The sequence below is a fragment of the Microcystis aeruginosa NIES-2549 genome (genome assembly GCF_000981785.2).
Taxonomy (GTDB): Bacteria; Cyanobacteriota; Cyanobacteriia; order Cyanobacteriales; family Microcystaceae; genus Microcystis; species Microcystis aeruginosa_C.
The window spans coordinates 2,328,814-2,345,411 of sequence record NZ_CP011304.1 but is presented as its reverse complement, the minus strand read 5'-3'; the positions used below and the strand labels follow the sequence as shown (position 1 = coordinate 2,345,411).

The window sequence follows — 16,598 nt, the reverse complement described above, 5'->3', positions numbered from 1 at the left end:
TTTATTTATTTCATGAGTTTTGATACTTCCTCTCTCAGCCAACGCAACGATAAAGCCGAAGTCTATCAGCCAGTAATTATTCGCCTCGAAAATGTGTCTAAAATCTACGGCAGTGGCGAAACCATGGTTAAAGCCCTTAATAACATCAATTTAAGCCTGAAAAAAGGGGAATATTGCGCTATTATGGGGGCTTCGGGTTCGGGAAAATCCACAGCCATGAATATTATCGGCTGTCTTGATCGTCCCACCTCGGGAGCTTATTATCTAGAAAATCTCGACGTTTCCACGCTGCCAGATGGGGATTTAGCTCAGATTCGCAATCGTAAAATCGGCTTTGTTTTCCAGCAATTCCATCTTTTACCCCAGATGAGTGCGCTAGAAAATGTCATGTTACCGATGATTTATGGTGGGGTTTCTCCCCAGGAAAGAAAGGAAAGAGCGATCGCTGCTTTAACGAGGGTAAAATTAGATAATCGACTGCACAATAAACCGAATCAATTATCGGGGGGACAACAGCAGCGCGTCGCTATTGCTAGGGCAATTGTCAATCAACCCATATTATTACTTGCCGATGAACCGACAGGGGCGCTGGACTCAAAAACTACCCAAGAGGTGATGGCTATTTTCTCGGAATTGAATAACAGTGGCATTACTATCGTCATGGTAACTCACGAGGCCGATGTGGCGCGTCACTGCCAGCGCATTATCTGGTTTAAAGATGGTGAAGCGGTTTATCCCCATCTCGCACCGACGGATTTACACGAGGTGATTGGGTAGGGTGGGGATTTTTCAGTTATCAGTGAAAAGTAATCAGTAAACAGTGAAAAGACAGTGGGAAACTACTATTTAACCGACATTCCGCACATCTTCATATACTTTTATATGTTTTTACATTCCCCAAGATGTTTTGACAAAAAACCTTCATTGTAGAAACTACTATTGAGAATATTTTCAATAATTGATTTTTTCTGAGAAAGAAATTTACAATTCTTCACCTTGATAAAAATCCATGATTGTAACTATCATCCTTACTGTCAAAGGGTTGTCAGCAATATATTATACTAAATTCGTTGAGTACAGGCTAGTTATGAGGAGAGGCAAAAGGCAAAAGGGAGAATAAATAATCATTCTTTAATAACCGGATTTAATATTAGTAAAAATTATCAATTGAATGTTAAGAAGTGCGGAAAGTGGGATTTAATACTGCTCACTTAAAACTCAAATCTGATAACTGATAACTGATAACTGATAACTGGTAACTCCTTAGATTTCGGGAGCTTTTAGGGAATAAAGGGAGAAACTAGGGGTTTTTGCCTTTGCCTGTTGTACCAAACTGGGGACAGAATTACGCGCTAGGGCGGTTAATTTATTGGTAGTAGCATCGTAAATCGTCGTGGCCACTTTGGGATAGAGTCCAATGCCGATAATTGGCACTAATAGAGAAGCGATGATAAAGACTTCCCGGGGTTCCGCATCCACTAGGACATGGTGTTCTTCTAATTCCTTATTTTCCGGCCCGTAGAGAATTTCTCGCAACATGGACAACAGATAAATCGGGGTGAGAATGACACCGATAGCCGCTAAAAAGACGATGATGACGCGGAAAGTGGGACTATAGGCATCACTGGTGGCAAAACCGATAAATACCATTAATTCCGCCACAAAACCGCTCATCCCGGGCAAAGCGAGGGAAGCGAGGGAACAGGTGGTCCACATGGCAAAAACTTTCTTCATTTTCTTGCCGACACCGCCCATCTCGTCTAACATCAGGGTATGGGTGCGATCATAGGTACAACCGACCATAAAGAATAAACTCGCCCCAATCAGTCCGTGGGAAATCATCTGTAACATCGCCCCACTTGTACCAATATCGGTAAAGGAAGCCATACCAATCAGGACAAATCCCATGTGAGAGATGGAAGAATAGGCAATTTTGCGCTTAAGATTGCGTTGGGCAAAGGAAGTTAAGGCAGCGTAGATAATATTAACTACCCCTAAAATCACCAAAACGGGGGCGAAAACGGCGTGAGCATCGGGTAACATCCCCATATTCATCCGTAAGAGCGCATAACCACCCATTTTAAGCAAAATTCCCGCTAGTAACATATGGGCGGGGGCAGTGGCTTCGCCGTGGGCATCCGGTAGCCAAGTATGGAGGGGGAAGATGGGCAGTTTTACCCCGTAGGCAATCAGAAAACCGGCGTAGAGAAATAATTGCAGTTTCAGGGGGAAGTCTTTACCAGCAATAGTCACCATGTCAAAGGAGACGGTATCGCCATAAAAAGCCATCGTCAGCGCCGCTACAAGGATGAATAGGGAGCCTCCGGCGGTGTAAAGGATAAATTTGGTGGCTGCGTAGAGACGGCGTTTACCGCCCCAAATAGAGAGGATCAGATAGACGGGGACCAATTCTAATTCCCAGACGAGGAAGAACAGTAACAGATCCTGTACGGCAAACACCGCAATCTGTCCCCCGTACATCAACAGCATCAGGAAGTAGAATAGTTTCGGTTTAAAAGTGACCGGCCAAGCCGCTAAGATAGCCAGAGTGGTGATAAATCCCGTTAAGATAATCAGAGGCATGGAGAGGCCATCGGCTCCTAAGGACCATCTTAGGTCAATTTCGGGCAACCATTGGTAACTTTCCACTAATTGCAGATTGGGATTAGCGAAATCGTAACTGGTGTAGAAAGCGTAGATAATTAGGGCAAAGTCGATTAATCCCACCGTCAGAGCAAACCATCTCACGGTTTTACCGTCTTTATCGGGAATTATGGGAACCAATAAAGCGGCGACGATGGGAAAAAGGATGATGGCAGTTAACCAAGGAAAGTTCGTTAGATTCATCGGCTGTTTTAATATTTATTTAATCGTCAGAATCGAGAAATTAAGCTAGGGCTTTTAAGCGGTTTTCCTGGGTAAAACCGGCTTTTTTCGCTTGTTCTCGCGGTTACATTTGACTGTACCTAACCCAATCTAGCAATTATTTTCCCGTCCTTGTCTGTTAATATTGTTAAGTTTCAAGAGACTTCTGCCCTAATTAATTTTTGAGAGTTCAAAAATGGGAAAAATAGCGATGAAGTTGCAGAAAATCTCTAAATAAGCAGGTAGGTGTTAAAAATTGTCGGCTCCCCCCCATACTAATGGTAGGGTTGATTCATGAATCAACCCTACGATGAATCAACCCTACGATGAATCAACCCTACGATGAATCAACCCTACGATGAATCAACCCTACGATGAATCAACCCTACGATGAATCAACCCTACGATGAATCAACCCTACGATGAATCAACCCTACGATGAATCAACCCTAGTAGCAAAGGGGAAAGGGGTAGTTCAGTTTAATCGGGCAAATCAAAGAGAACGCCCGTCATATAACGCTCTGCCCATTCCCAACCGAAGGCTTTTTCTAGTACACGCCGAGTTTTATCGTTTTTCTGCTGTTGACTACAATAATCCCGTTGTCCCTGTAAATAAATGCGCGCTTCTTCCCCGGAAAGAGGCTGACTTTCCTTAGCACATTTGCAGTGAATTGTCAAGAAATCTGTAACTCTTTGTAAAAATTGTCGTTCCTCGGCGGCGGTTTCGGGACGAATAAACAGACAATATTCGGAGAAAATATGACCCCAAGGAGGCAAATCACGAGCTTGGGCGAAATCGGCCCCAGGTAAAGCCGCTAAAGCCTCATTATAGGCACTAGAGAGAGTTTTATCGCCACTGGTGGGAGAAAGATCCACAATAGCGGCACTGATTCCCGCTTTGCCGGAGACTATATCACATCCAAACATCGGCAGCGGATATTCTGGACGGGGGAACATGACACAGTGAAGGATATCCAAACCATTGCCCAGTTTAGCCAGTTCTAGGTGCATTTTGCGGAACTGGGGGGTTTGATAGCAGCGATTCTCGATAATTAATTTTTCCCCTTCTAAACGTCCCTCCACATAGCCTAAACCTTCCGGCAACTCAAAGGGCGACAAATCAAGATAATTTTCCCACTGGGACAAAATTGCTGTGGCTAATTGTCCAATCAGGGGATGAAGTAACGGTAAAATTTCAGGGTTGGTAACGGCTATCATGGGTCAGTAATCAGTTATCAGTTATCAGTAATCAGTAATCAGTTATCAGCTTTTTGCTCCCTATCTCCCGTCTCCTGACTCCTGACATCTAAAATCCACTTTACCTCATGGAGCGATCGAGATTAGAACTGGGAAACATAAAATTAACTTTTTGATCCTTCTCCCAATTTAGCCTATGGTTAGCAGTGCCGCTCGTCCAAAACCTTCCTTAAAAACCCTCTGGCAAAAGATAGAATCTTTTCCCCTACCAGAAACCGAGGAATCGATTATTTTAAGAATTCTGGTGCAAGCTTTAGTAATCGTCGGTATTATCGCCACCGATGTGGCTACCGATAGTTATACCAGTATTTGGGCCGTTCCTCTCAGTATTATCGGCGGAATCTGGAGTTGGCGACGCAGGAAAAAGCGCAATATCGGGGCAAAATTTTGTATAGCGATCGGAATGTTGGTAGTGTTGGCGCTATTCTTGGGTAATATCGTTGCGATGCAGGATAGTCGCATTGCCCTAACACAATTATTAATTCAATTACAAATTCTCCATAGTTTTGACCTGCCCCGACGCAAAGATTTAGGGTATTCTATGGTAATCGGTTTAATTCTCTTGGGAGTCGCCGGGACAATCTCCGAAACCCTCGCTTTTGCGCCTTGGTTAATCCTCTTTCTGTTTTTATCCCTACCTACCCTAGTTTTAGACTACCGTTCTCGTTTAGGTTTAGATAATCTCAATCAGAGTCTCCCTTTCTTCTCAAAGAAATCCCCGCGTCTAGCCACAAAAAAATTAGTTTCCCCGCAAAATTCTTCCCTTTCTCCCAAACGTTTTGGGATTTTCTTTCTGACAATTCTCCTCTTGGGATTGACAATTTTTGCTCTGATGCCGCGTTTTCCGGGTTATCAAATTCAATCTTTTCCCGTCAATAGTCCCGAAGGTATGGAAAATCAGGATTTTGAACAGGGAGACAGACAAATCGTTAACCCCGGCTATGTGCGCGAGGGTGAAACGGGGAAGGGTGGCGTAAATGGCGGTAATAGTCCCACTACAGGGTCAGGACAGTTAGATTCTACCTTTTATTACGGTTTTAACCCTCAAATTAACCAAAATTTGCGGGGAAGTATGACTCCCCAGACAGTCATGCGGGTACGTTCCCAAGCCCCCGGATTCTGGCGGGCCATGGCCTTTGATCGCTATACTGGTCAAGGGTGGCAAATCTCGCGAGATCAAGAATTAGAGGATTTAAATCGCAGTAGTTGGTCCTACCGCTTTTTTGTGCCACTACCCGCAACCCAAGCAAAAACCCATCAGGTAGTCCAAACCTACAGCATTGTCTCTAGTTTACCGAATATTATCCCTGCTCTTACTTCGCCTCAGTTTCTCTTTTTTCCTACCCGACAGGTATCTTTGGACCGAGAAAATAGCTTAAGGTCGCCGGGGGGATTAGCAGAAGGGCTAACTTATACTGTAATCTCACAAGTGCCAGAACGCAATCGCAGCCAACTGCGATCGGCCCCAGAAACTTACCCTAAGTCTATTCTCAACTATTATTTACAAATTCCTGCCGAAATTGCCCCGAAAGTCCGCCGAAAAACCGAGGAATTGCTGGCCAAATCTCCCACACCTTTAACCTCTCCCTACGAGAAGGCCCTATATTTGGCCCAAGCATTGAAGCAAAACTATGAATTAAAAACCGATTTGCCCTTTTTAGCCAAAAATGAGGATTTAGTCTCGGCCTTTTTGTTTCGTTTTCAGGGGGGTTACGCCGATCATTTTTCCAGCGTGTTAACGATTATGTTACGCTCGATCGGTATTCCTGCCCGATTAGCCACCGGTTTTGCCCCTGGCCAGTTTAATCCTTTCACTGGCTTTTATGTTGTCCAAAATACGGACGCTTACGCCATCACAGAGGTGTTTTTCCCTGGTTACGGTTGGTACACTTTCGATCCTATCCCGGGCCACGAATTAATTCCCCCATCCTTTGAGCAAGCGGAACCTTTTAGCGTCCTCAAGCAATTTTGGCAATGGGTAGCCGGATGGTTGCCTTCCCCAGTAACGGGTTTTCTCGGTCTGATTTGGGAAAATGTTATCGTTACCATCGGTCAGTTATTGGCATGGTTATGGCGCTTTATTTCTGGCAGTCTTTTCGGGGGAATTCTCGGTGGTTTAGTGGGGGTCGTCCTCGCTTACGCTGGTTGGTTAGGATGGCGACAGTTCCATCGTTGGCGTCGGGGTCGTAAGTTGGCAAAACTACCACCAATCGAGCGTTTATACCAGCAAATGTTAGGAATCTTAACAGAAGCCGGTTATGGTAAACATCCCGCTCAAACTCCTTTAGAATACGCCACCGCCGCCCGCAGCGTCCAACCGCCGCCAGTGGCGAATATTATCGAGGAGATTGCTCGCGCCTACGTTGATTGGCGTTATGGCGGGAAATCGGCTAATATTGAGAGATTACGCCAACGTTTTCGAGAATTTGTCAAGTTGGTGAAAAAGTGAGCTTGAGAGCAGTTATCTTAATGGTGAGGTAGGAAGTTTTCGTTTTGGGGAGTCGATCGCCGGTCGTCCATAGCAAATTAGGTTACACTTCATCTTGATGAGAAAGGCTATAAACAAGACTATGTTAAGAAATGTAACCAAGGCCGAAACCCTTACTGTTGCCTTGTCTGCACAGTTAACTTTATTTTTGTCCGACTACCGATAATTCTCAGCCAGTAATTTATAAGCAGATCAATGTCATCTTGTCAAGTATTTGAACAATCAATTCAGATTAAAGCTAGTGCCACGACGGTGGAGCGTTGTATCACGGATTTAGAGTTAATGCGTCGTTGGTTGAATCCGGTGTTAGTTTGTGAACCTATCGGCGATTGGAAGACCGATATCGGTGGGAGAAGTCGTTTTTTGATTCAAATCCCCCTAATTCAGCCAACGCTAAAAAGTACGGTGATTGAGAGGGAACCGGGGTTAATTGTCTGGCAATTTGAAGGCTTTTTTCGCGGCTGCGATCGCTGGGAATGTCAACCCAATGATGGCGGCACTTGTCTAATCAATCGTTTTGAGTTTGCGATTCCTAATCCGGTTGTGGGGTGGGGATTCCAGCAATTCGCCGCCAAATGGACTAAAAAGGATATGGAAGCGCAATTAAGACGCTTAAAAAGAGTAGCTGAGGAAATTTATCTACTTTCAGCAACAAGTTAAGCTTATGGGGTGGTAAGCGGGGGGTTTTGGGGATGGGAGAATACCCTCACCCCCAACAGCTAACTCCCGATCCCTAATCGATCGAGATCGACTGGGGACTGTTGCCGTTATCCTGATTATTGTCGTTAAAACTGACTAATCCCTGCTCTTCTAACCATTTTTTGAGGGGATCGTCCGAAAGTTTCAAGCGCAGTAATCCAGAGGCAAAACCACCGAAAAAAGCGATCGGTTGTTGAATCAGTTCTTTAACAACGGGTTGTAATTCATCGAGAAACATCTTATTCTATCTCCTGATATTGCCACACCTATCAATGTTAAGTTAATTGAAGTGATTCTGTAAGACTAGCATGACTGAAACTTCCGACACGGTAAAAAAATCTTTCCGGCTAACCCCGTTTATTTTCCTGGGAATACTGCTCATCTGGCTAGGAATTAGGTTAATTGCTCCCGATAGCGTCAGTTTATTCGCCGGTACTCGTCCCGATTATTTGGGAGTCAGGGAAGGTAAACTGGCCCCTTGTCCGGTCACTCCTAATTGTGTTAGTAGTCAGAGTCAGGATCAGGCTCATGCGATCGAACCCCTTAGTTATCAGGGTAGCGGTGAAAAAGCGATCGAGCAATTAGCTAAAATTATCGCCTCCCAACCGAGAACTAAAATTATTAACCAAGATAGTAACTATCTCTACGCCGAATTTAGCAGTCAATGGATGGGATTTGTCGATGATCTAGAATTTTCTCTTAATCCTAGCAAAAATGCGATCGATGTTCGCTCGGCCTCCCGGTTAGGAGAATCGGATTTAAATGTCAATCGAGAACGAGTGGAAACCCTGAGAAAACTCTTTTCAGTGATCAGTGATCAGTAATCAGTAAACAGTGAACTGACTCGGAGAATAATATAAGAAAAATTATGTTTCGTCCCCAACCGATACCAGCAAAAGCAGGACAGGAATCCGTCTGGGATTATCCTCGTCCCCCGCGCCTAGAATTATCGCCTAAACACCTAAAAATTATCTTTAATGGGGTGATAATTGCCGATACTAAAAGCAGTTATCGAGTTCTAGAAACCAGTCATCCTCCAGTTTATTATCTACCGCCCCAAGATATTAAAATGGAATACCTGCAAGCCACAGCAGAAAAGTCTTTTTGTGAGTGGAAAGGTCTAGCCGGATATTACAATATCACAGTTGGCGACCAACAGGCAATTAACGCCGCTTGGTATTATCCGGACCCGACACCAGAGTTTCAGGCAATTAAGAATTATCTGGCTTTTTATCCTGCCAAAATGACCGCTTGTTATGCCGATGGGGAATTAGTACAACCGCAACCGGGCAACTTTTACGGGGGATGGATAACCTCCGATGTGGTTGGTCCGTTTAAAGGCGTTCCCAATAGTTGGGGCTGGTAATCACGTTAAGTAAGTAGTCGTGCAAAATTAACTTCTTGGTTAGGAAAGGCAAAAGGCAAAAGGCAGCTACTGGCCAAAATTAATTAATTTTCTCCCCAAAACCCCACACCCCACACCCCACACCCCACACCCCACACCCCACACCCCACATCCCCTTAACTCCTAGTTTCTACTTTTTACGAGAAATTATGACTATATCCCAACCCGATCTAGAACCCACTTGGATGACGATTATTCGCCTCTTGCGCTGGGATAAACCCGCCGGTAGGTTAATTTTGATGATTCCCGCTTTATGGGCGGTATTTTTGGCGGCAGACGGTGTGCCACCGCTACCCTTGATCGGGGTGATCATTTTGGGAACTTTGGCTACTAGCGCCGCCGGCTGTGTGGTTAACGATCTTTGGGATCGGGATATTGATCCACAGGTTGATCGCACTCGTAACCGTCCTTTAGCGGCCAGAGCTTTATCGATCAAGGTTGGTTTGATTATCGCTCTAATTGCTTTCTTTTGCGCCGCAATTTTAGCTTTATATCTCAATTTCCTGAGTTTTTGCCTATGTGTAGCCGCCGTTCCCTTGATTATCTGCTATCCTCTCGCCAAGCGTTTTTTTCCTGTACCCCAATTGGTTCTTTCTCTCGCTTGGGGTTTTGCGGTTTTAATCTGTTGGAGTGCCGTCACTGGGGCGTTAAATAGTAATACATTTATATTATGGGGAGCGGTGATTTTTTGGACATTGGCATTTGATACAATTTATGCTCTGTCCGATCGAGAGGATGATCTCAAGGTTGGTATTAACTCTAGTGCCATATTTTTCGGCAAATACGCCCCGGAAGCCGTGGGGGTCTTTTTTGCCCTAACAGTGGGTTTATTGGCTTGGGAGGGGCAAAAAATGCAGTTATCAGCCTTTTTTTGGCTAGGGTTGGGTCTAGCGGCGATCGCTTGGTTGCGTCAATACCGGCTGTTACGTCAATCGGATTTACCTAAACCAGTTTATGGTCAAATGTTCGGTCAAAATGTTTGGGTCGGTTTTATTTTATTAGCGGCTATGATTGGGGGAAGTTTGTATTAAAACTCCCCCAAAAATGTCCCTAGAGTCAGTATCTATTGTCTATTCTGACTCTAATAATCCCATTACCTTAGCTGATGCGGTTTCACCAGTCATCAAAGCTACCCGTCTTTGAAAATTTTTCTCCACAGCAATGCAGGTATTTAAGGGATCTAAAATACCCTTTCTGATTTCCCTTTCCCAAGAATAATTTCTTTCTCGGTGTTTAAATCTTGATAATTGCTGGGTGAAAACAGTAACCACTTGATAAATGATTTTTAAATCGTAAAGAGAGTCAATTTGAGAAATTTTAACCGCTAAAGCCCGAAATTGACGGGATATTTCTTGAGCTTGCTCTTGACTACAGCCATGGTCATGATGATAATAATTAACTACTTCTGCCATGTACTGAGCGTGTTTAGCGGCATTTTGAATGCTATGTTGAGCATTTTCCACGGGAGCAAGAAATCGATCTAATAATAGCTGTTGGGCGTAGGCATCGCGAAGGGACGAATTAGAGATTACTTGTAATTCTGCCATTCTTTCTTCATGTTTACGGCGATTTTCGGCATAAATCTCCGTCAGAATAGTATCTAACAGCTTGGGAATCGGATAAAAGACATCAATCATAGGAAAATTTAGCTTAGTTTGTCTAGAGATAAGAAAATCTATTGATAAGTAGGTAGGCACAATTATTTGTAGGATGGGTTAGCGGTAGCGTAACATGAGCAGGCGTTGGGTTTCATGCTTCAACCGTTCGGCTGAGCTCACGGCCGAAGCCCAACCTACGTTCATTTTATATTTAATTCCACCCACCTACTTAGAATTACCCAAAATTGTAGCAGTTATCTGAATAGTCAGGTACGATAAAATCAAGTTAGTAAATTACCGCCCCTTAACCAATGTCTAACTCGAAATCTAGTAGCGTTTGGGACCACAAACCCCGTTGGTGTCAACCTTGGTCGATTTTATTGACAGGAATTACCCTAATTGCTGGGTGTTGGTTTTTAACTCAGCGTCTCTGGTTAACCCTACTCCTATCTATTCCTATACTCCTCTGGTGGTTTGTCTTTCTAATTCTTTATCCGAGGACGATGCAGCAACAGTTAAACACAGAAAGAATCGGGGAAAGCATTGATTAAAACAGGAAAGACAGGACAGGGATTTTTATCCTGTAATTGACTACTTTCATCTCCGCGAAAAGTGTTCCAACGGAAGGGAGCTTTTTTTTCACTCGACATCCATAAAAGTCTTTTTGCTCGTGTCATCGCTACATACAAAAGTCGGTATTCTTCAGCTTTTTTAAGTTGTCCAGCTTCTAACCAAGCGCTTAAAGGTGGGGGAATAATTGGTATGCTGTCGGGGTTTAAATAGCGTTGATGAACCGCTGCTCGAATTTGCGCCCGGGCCACTTCTGCGAGGGTAAAATCTCCCAAAAATTTCGCCCCATTGGGGACCCAAGGTTTGCCAGGGATAATATCTTCGTGAAGAAAGGGAATAAAAACATAATTCCAGTCTAAACCCTTGGCTTTGTGCATAGTAATAATCGTCAGTTGTCCGGGACGAGTATAACAATCGTCGTTATCTTCTTCCACTCCTTCAAAGCGCTCAGAGGCGATAATTTCATTAAGAGTATTAATTGTATTTTTGAGAGAACTATTACCAGCAGTTTCCTGATAAATACGGGCGGTTAATTTTTGCAATGTGGCTAATTCTGACCCCGAATATTGGAGAGTCATAGCGAAAAAAGACAGGAGTTGATAATGGGGTAATTCTAATCTAGCTTTTAGTAAACTGCAGCAATAACGACGGGCGATTTTTTCGTTAGATTTCAGTTCAGGATCGAGGGGAGTGGGATAAAGAAATTGTTCGGGATAGGTAACTAAAGGATTTAAGTCTTGGGCAGTAATTAAACCCCTCAATTGTAGCACTTCTAAGGCCGCTTTCAGATAATCGGGAGAGTGGGGACGTTCGACAAAAGCCAATAGTTTCAGCATTTCGGCGGGAATTTGGGAAAAGCGATCGATCTCATTAGCTTCAAAAATTCTGATTTGATAACTTTTATAAAAATGGGCGAATTTTTGAGCAAAAAAGTGTCCTTGTCGATTTTCTCTAACGAGGATAGCGGCATTATGTTGAGGATTTTCTTGGAGTAATTTAACTAGACGTTTTTCAATTAATTCTACTGTTTGATAAATGTCATCGGGTTGATAAATTTCTAATCCTTTTCCCTCCTTGACTGGATTAGGTTGGGGATCTTCGGCGCTGACGGGAAGAATCGCTTGAACTCGAAAAGGAGCCTCGGTAACTTTATGATTATCTTTTCCCTGTTTCCAATCTCGATCGACCCATTGTAACACTAAATTAGCAGCTTCGATAATTTTAGTATTGCTGCGACCTGCTTGGTTCATAGTGGATAAATTGCCTTCGTTTTGACAACTTTCACAAAACCAATTAAAGTAAACAGGATCGGCGGGGGTAAAGGTAGAATTAATGGCTTGATTGGGATCGCCGACGCGAATTAAATTAGGTATTTCCCCGTCATTATTTTTTGCTAAAATAGTAATTAGTTTTTCTTGGAGAGGACTAGAATCCTGTGCCTCATCTTCAAAGACTCCAAAGACAGATTTTTGCCATTGTCGGCGAATTTTTTCTTCCTCTAATACTCGCAAGGCTCCTAAAATCATGTCATCATAATCTATATAGTTTTTCTGACGCATCAGGATTTCATACTGTTGGTACAAACCACTAGCAATAGCGAGAATTTGATAATTATCTTCGGTATAGTGGCTTAATTCCCAGACTTGCTGCGGTGATAATCCCGAACTTTTTAGCTCATGAATGGCCGTATAGGCAAGACTAGGTAAAATTTCGGTTCTCAGCACCGATTGACGGCGTAATCTTTCTGTTTCTTCCCCATCAAATTCCACTCCTTCTAATAACTTTTGATAACGAATTGGGTCGGCAATTAGCCATTTTTCCACCGAGTTTCTAATAATTCTGTGGCTAGGAGTCGGAATAACTAAGGTAGAAGATTCGAGGTCTAATCCCGATAATTCCGGGTAACGACGGGCCAATTGTAGAGCCAGTCCGTGCAGAGTTTGGACGCTGAAACCTTGGGCCGAAAGTTGTAAATCTTGCAAGCGTTGTTTAATTTTAGCTTTAATACTAGCGGCAGCCGAGCGCGTGTAGGTGACAATAATTAACTGTTTTTTAGCATGAAGTTGCTCACGAGCAATAACCATGGCGGCAGCTACGGCCAAACTGTGGGATTTTCCCGCTCCCGGCACCGCAGAAATGGCCATTTTTCCCCCTTGCCAATCGGCTAATTCCTGTTGTCCGGCTCGCAGTTGTTGCCGGAGATTTACCAGTAAATTTTCTCGATTAATTACTTTAGTTTCGCTCATTATGCTCCGCCAATTTTATTTTTAGTTTAATTGTATTACTATTTTAGTTTATCTTTAAACTAATTGCTGTAAAAGTTAGCTACAGATAACTAGAATGGGGAGATGGGTTTTTTTCAGTGAACAGTAATCAGTGAAAAGAAAGTAGCGAAGTTTTCCCCTAACACTGTCCACTTAAAACTGTAATCTGATCACTGATAACTGATCACTGATAACTGATATATAGCCAATTTTGTTGTACTTCTACCTGAATTTTGCCGGTTAAGGAAGAAGTGGCATCGCGATTAACACCAGTAATGAGATTAACCACTGACTCAACTTCGGCGAAATTAGGGGATGAGGGTAAATATTGAGCTAAAAATAAACGAATCACTCGTCTTTGTATCGCTAGAGGTAGAATTTGTAAAGGGGAGCGATCGAGTCTTTGTTGATCTAGATCGATAACCTGACGAAAAATATCCCGGGCAATACTATCTAAATAATCGCTTTCTGCCTCCAAAATTTCGGCAGTTTGGGCGAGATGTTTTTCAATTTGGGGATTTAAATTAGTTTGCAGGTAGGGTAATAATTCCCGACGGATGCGATTGCGAGCATAGCGTAAATTTTCATTAGCTAGATCGTACCAGATCGGTAATTCTCGACTTTGACAAAAAGCGAAAGTTTCCTCGCGAGTGACATTTAAGAGGGGACGGACTAAAAAAATATCTGGGGTTAAACTTGTCAACCAAGTTAAGGCAGAAAGTCCATCACTACCCGCCCCGCGCATGAGATTATAAAGAAAAGTTTCCGCTCGATCGCTCCTCGTGTGTGCCGTGAGAAGATAATTAAAACCCTGTTCTTGGGCGATTGTTTGTAAAGCTTGATAACGCCATTGTCGGGCCTTGGCTTCCGTTTCCGCCATGGGGGGTGCGGTGGCAATATAAACGGGTAATTGCCAAATTTCGGCGATTTTACGCACATGATCCACTAATCCTCGGTCCTGGGACCAACGGTGATCACAATGAGCGATCGCTAGTTGCCAACCCCAACGAGAGCGCAAATCCAGCAATAATTGACCTAAACAGAGAGAATCCTGGCCTGCCGACAATGCCACTAACAGAGACGCATTTTTAGGTAGTAATTGTCCCTTTTTGACTGTGGTTTCCAGACGAGTATGGAGAGGTGTCCAAAAATTAGCCAAAATTTTTAGATTTATTTACTTGACAATGATGTGGGAAGTATTTTCAGTGAACAGTAAACTGATAACTGATAACTGATAACTGATAACTGATAACTGATAACTGATTTAACCTTGCCAATTAACCCAATCTTGGGGTTTTAGGAAGACATCATAGAGTTTTGCTTCTGGGGTATTGGGTGCAGGTTGATAACAGTATTCCCAACGGACTAAAGGAGGTAAAGACATCAAAATCGACTCGGTACGACCGTTAGTTTGCAGCCCAAAAATTGTGCCACGATCATAAACTAAATTAAATTCTACATAACGACCGCGACGATAGAGTTGAAACTGACGTTCTCTGTCACCGTATTCCGTCGAGTGGCGTTTCTGGACAATGGGAACGTAAGCGGGTAGAAAAGCTCGGCCACAGTCATTAATAAAACTAAAAATTTCTTCCCAGTTGCGGGGTTGTTGGGGAGATAATTTTTCTGAATAGATAGCGGCATCACTTTCGGCAAAAGGACCCCGATAGAGAGGGTCTAAACCGTCTTGGTAATCAAAGAAAATCCCGCCGATGCCTCTGGCTTCCTGACGATGATTGAGATAAAAATATTCATCACACCAGCGTTTAAAAACGGGATAATATTCAGGATGATGTTGGTCGCAAACCTGTTTAAAAGTGCGATGAAAATGACTAGCATCTTCTTCAAAAGCATAGTAGGGAGTTAAATCGGCACCGCCGCCAAACCACCAAACTGGACCGGCTTCAAAATAGCGATAATTGAGGTGAACCGTGGGAATATAAGGATTGTGAGGATGCAAGACCATCGAGGTTCCCGTGGCATAAAATTGATGACCGGCAGCCTCGGGCCGTTGTTTGGCAATGCTAGGAGGTAATTCTTTCCCCCAAACTTCCGAAAAATTCACCCCTGCTTGTTCAAAAATTGCCCCTTCCCGCAAAACTCGCGAACGTCCGCCGCCACCTTCGGGCCGTTGCCAACTATCTTCGATAAATTTTGCTTGTCCATCCACTTCTTCTAATCCCTGACAAATTTCATCCTGTAGGGATTTCATAAATTCACTGACGCGGCTACGGCTGTCACTGGCGGGTAAATTGGCAAGGGTGGGGGTTGTGGTGAATGCAGTCATACTCAAGGATCAAAGTTGATAACTCAGTGATTATATTACTACTGGGTGATGAAGATGCCGATCTTCGATACTTAACTTAACATTTGGACGGATTGGAGGTTTTTCATCAGTGAACTGAAAACTCACATTTGATCAGCTGTTAAGTATTTAAATTGCTTGTTGAGACGAGGCAAGAGGCACTCTTGCAAAAGCCAACAGTAAAAGGATTGGGGGAGATTCGGCTAATCTTAATAATAAGCGTTTTAAATGCGTCTTAGCTTAACTGATAACTGATTCAAGGCTGTCTCCTGACTCCTGATGTCTGACGGCTTTCTTGAATCAATGTTAATTTCTAAGTCTCAACTGGGCATATTAGAATTAGTCCCGATCGAGGGACAATAACACAGATACCCAATTTCTACTATCATGTCCTCCCGTCGAATCATCATCGGTGACGTTCACGGTCAATACGATGCTCTTTTGCAGCTAATGGAAGCAATCGCGCCTCAAGAAAAGGAACCAGTTTATTTCTTGGGCGATTTAATTGATCGTGGTCCCAATAGTGCCCAAGTGGTTGAATTTGTTCGTCAACACCGCTATCGTTGTCTATTAGGCAATCATGAACAGATGCTGCTAGAGGTGTTGGGCAGCCAAAGAATGATGGGGGAAATGTTGCCAGGTTGGCTTTATAATGGCGGTAATACTACTCTTTTTAGCTATAACCACAAAATACCGCAAGATCACATCGATTGGCTGAAAACCTTGCCTCTTTACCTCGATTTAGGCGATATTTGGCTGGTTCATGCCGGGGTTCATCCCCATTTACCCCTCGAAGAACAAGATGCTGCTCATTTTTGTTGGATCCGCGATGAATTCCACAGTATGCCGGAACCTTTTTTTAGTGATAAATTAATTATCACTGGCCACACGATTACTTTTACTTTTCCGGGGGTAAATCCGGGGCAATTAGTCGCCGGTGCCGGTTGGTTAGATATCGACACGGGAGCCTATCATTCCCACAGTAATTGGTTAACTGGATTAGATATCACTAATCGTTTGGTTTATCAGGTTAATACCAAAGATAAAACCCTGCGAAAATTTGATTTAGAAGATATAACCACCTCAATTAATCCTGCCGAAGTCTATACTAAAAGAATGCAGCCCGCCCCTTAAAAATAACTGTTAT

Annotated in this window: 15 protein-coding genes; 8 read left to right on the top strand and 7 right to left on the bottom strand. The window is 43.4% G+C overall.

Annotated features, from left to right (window positions below; translation table 11 throughout):
• Nucleotides 1–12: 12 nt before the first annotated feature.
• The gene (locus myaer_RS11545; RefSeq protein WP_046662193.1) at nt 13–777 is read left to right on the top strand and encodes an ABC transporter ATP-binding protein; all 765 of its coding nucleotides are present in this window, start codon (nt 13–15) and stop codon (nt 775–777) included.
• A gap of 486 nt (nt 778–1,263) precedes the next feature.
• Here myaer_RS11545 and ndhD1 read toward each other — a convergent pair whose 3' ends face one another.
• Both ndhD1 and myaer_RS11530 read right to left on the bottom strand, forming a co-directional pair.
• Entirely contained in the window at nt 1,264–2,847 is a 1,584-nt protein-coding gene (gene ndhD1, locus myaer_RS11535; RefSeq protein ID WP_046662192.1) for a photosynthetic/respiratory NAD(P)H-quinone oxidoreductase subunit D1, read from the bottom strand.
• 498 nt (nt 2,848–3,345) lie between these two features.
• On the bottom strand, nt 3,346–4,083 hold the full coding sequence (locus tag myaer_RS11530) for a phycocyanobilin:ferredoxin oxidoreductase (protein WP_046662191.1): 738 nt from the start codon (nt 4,081–4,083) through the stop codon (nt 3,346–3,348).
• A 175-nt stretch (nt 4,084–4,258) separates the two neighbouring features.
• Here myaer_RS11530 and myaer_RS11525 point away from each other — a divergent pair, with 175 nt between their 5' ends.
• A complete protein-coding gene (locus myaer_RS11525) occupies nt 4,259–6,571 on the top strand; it encodes a transglutaminase TgpA family protein (protein ID WP_046662190.1) in 2,313 nt (770 codons plus the stop codon).
• A gap of 234 nt (nt 6,572–6,805) precedes the next feature.
• Nucleotides 6,806–7,270, top strand: a complete 465-nt coding sequence (locus myaer_RS11520; RefSeq protein WP_002778570.1) for an SRPBCC family protein — start codon at nt 6,806–6,808, stop codon at nt 7,268–7,270.
• Between the two features lie 73 nt (nt 7,271–7,343).
• On the opposite strand, the gene myaer_RS11515 is transcribed toward myaer_RS11520, so the two are convergent.
• Nucleotides 7,344–7,547 carry a hypothetical protein gene (locus tag myaer_RS11515; protein WP_002778572.1) on the bottom strand — a complete coding sequence of 68 codons (204 nt, stop codon included), beginning with the start codon at nt 7,545–7,547 and terminating at the stop codon, nt 7,344–7,346.
• A gap of 70 nt (nt 7,548–7,617) precedes the next feature.
• Between myaer_RS11515 and myaer_RS11510 the strand changes: the two genes are divergently transcribed.
• The 3 genes from myaer_RS11510 to myaer_RS11500 all read left to right on the top strand — a co-directional run bounded on the left by myaer_RS11510 (nt 7,618) and on the right by myaer_RS11500 (nt 9,745).
• Complete coding sequence (locus tag myaer_RS11510) at nt 7,618–8,133, top strand: DUF1499 domain-containing protein (protein WP_046662189.1); 516 nt, start codon at nt 7,618–7,620, stop codon at nt 8,131–8,133.
• 44 nt (nt 8,134–8,177) lie between these two features.
• On the top strand, nt 8,178–8,675 hold the full coding sequence (locus tag myaer_RS11505) for a DUF427 domain-containing protein (RefSeq protein ID WP_004163102.1): 498 nt from the start codon (nt 8,178–8,180) through the stop codon (nt 8,673–8,675).
• Between the two features lie 188 nt (nt 8,676–8,863).
• Entirely contained in the window at nt 8,864–9,745 is an 882-nt protein-coding gene (locus myaer_RS11500) for a 4-hydroxybenzoate solanesyltransferase (RefSeq protein WP_046662188.1), read from the top strand.
• Between the two features lie 39 nt (nt 9,746–9,784).
• On the opposite strand, the gene myaer_RS11495 is transcribed toward myaer_RS11500, so the two are convergent.
• Nucleotides 9,785–10,351 (bottom strand): hypothetical protein, encoded by a 567-nt coding sequence (locus myaer_RS11495; protein WP_046662187.1) that lies wholly within the window; start codon nt 10,349–10,351, stop codon nt 9,785–9,787.
• 272 nt (nt 10,352–10,623) lie between these two features.
• Here myaer_RS11495 and myaer_RS11490 point away from each other — a divergent pair, with 272 nt between their 5' ends.
• Nucleotides 10,624–10,863 (top strand): DUF6737 family protein, encoded by a 240-nt coding sequence (locus myaer_RS11490; RefSeq protein WP_046662186.1) that lies wholly within the window; start codon nt 10,624–10,626, stop codon nt 10,861–10,863.
• On the opposite strand, the gene myaer_RS11485 is transcribed toward myaer_RS11490, so the two are convergent.
• From myaer_RS11485 to hemF, 3 genes are all read right to left on the bottom strand, one after another.
• Entirely contained in the window at nt 10,828–13,128 is a 2,301-nt protein-coding gene (locus myaer_RS11485) for an ATP-dependent helicase (protein WP_046662185.1), read from the bottom strand. The two genes, myaer_RS11490 and myaer_RS11485, sit on opposite strands and share 36 nt — an antisense overlap.
• A 202-nt stretch (nt 13,129–13,330) precedes the next feature.
• A complete protein-coding gene (gene tilS, locus myaer_RS11480) occupies nt 13,331–14,305 on the bottom strand; it encodes a tRNA lysidine(34) synthetase TilS (protein WP_046662184.1) in 975 nt (324 codons plus the stop codon).
• Between the two features lie 105 nt (nt 14,306–14,410).
• A complete protein-coding gene (gene hemF, locus myaer_RS11475; protein WP_046662183.1) occupies nt 14,411–15,433 on the bottom strand; it encodes an oxygen-dependent coproporphyrinogen oxidase in 1,023 nt (340 codons plus the stop codon).
• Nucleotides 15,434–15,838: 405 nt separating this feature from the next.
• Between hemF and myaer_RS11470 the strand changes: the two genes are divergently transcribed.
• Complete coding sequence (locus tag myaer_RS11470; RefSeq protein ID WP_046662182.1) at nt 15,839–16,585, top strand: metallophosphoesterase family protein; 747 nt, start codon at nt 15,839–15,841, stop codon at nt 16,583–16,585.
• Nucleotides 16,586–16,598: the final 13 nt, after the last annotated feature.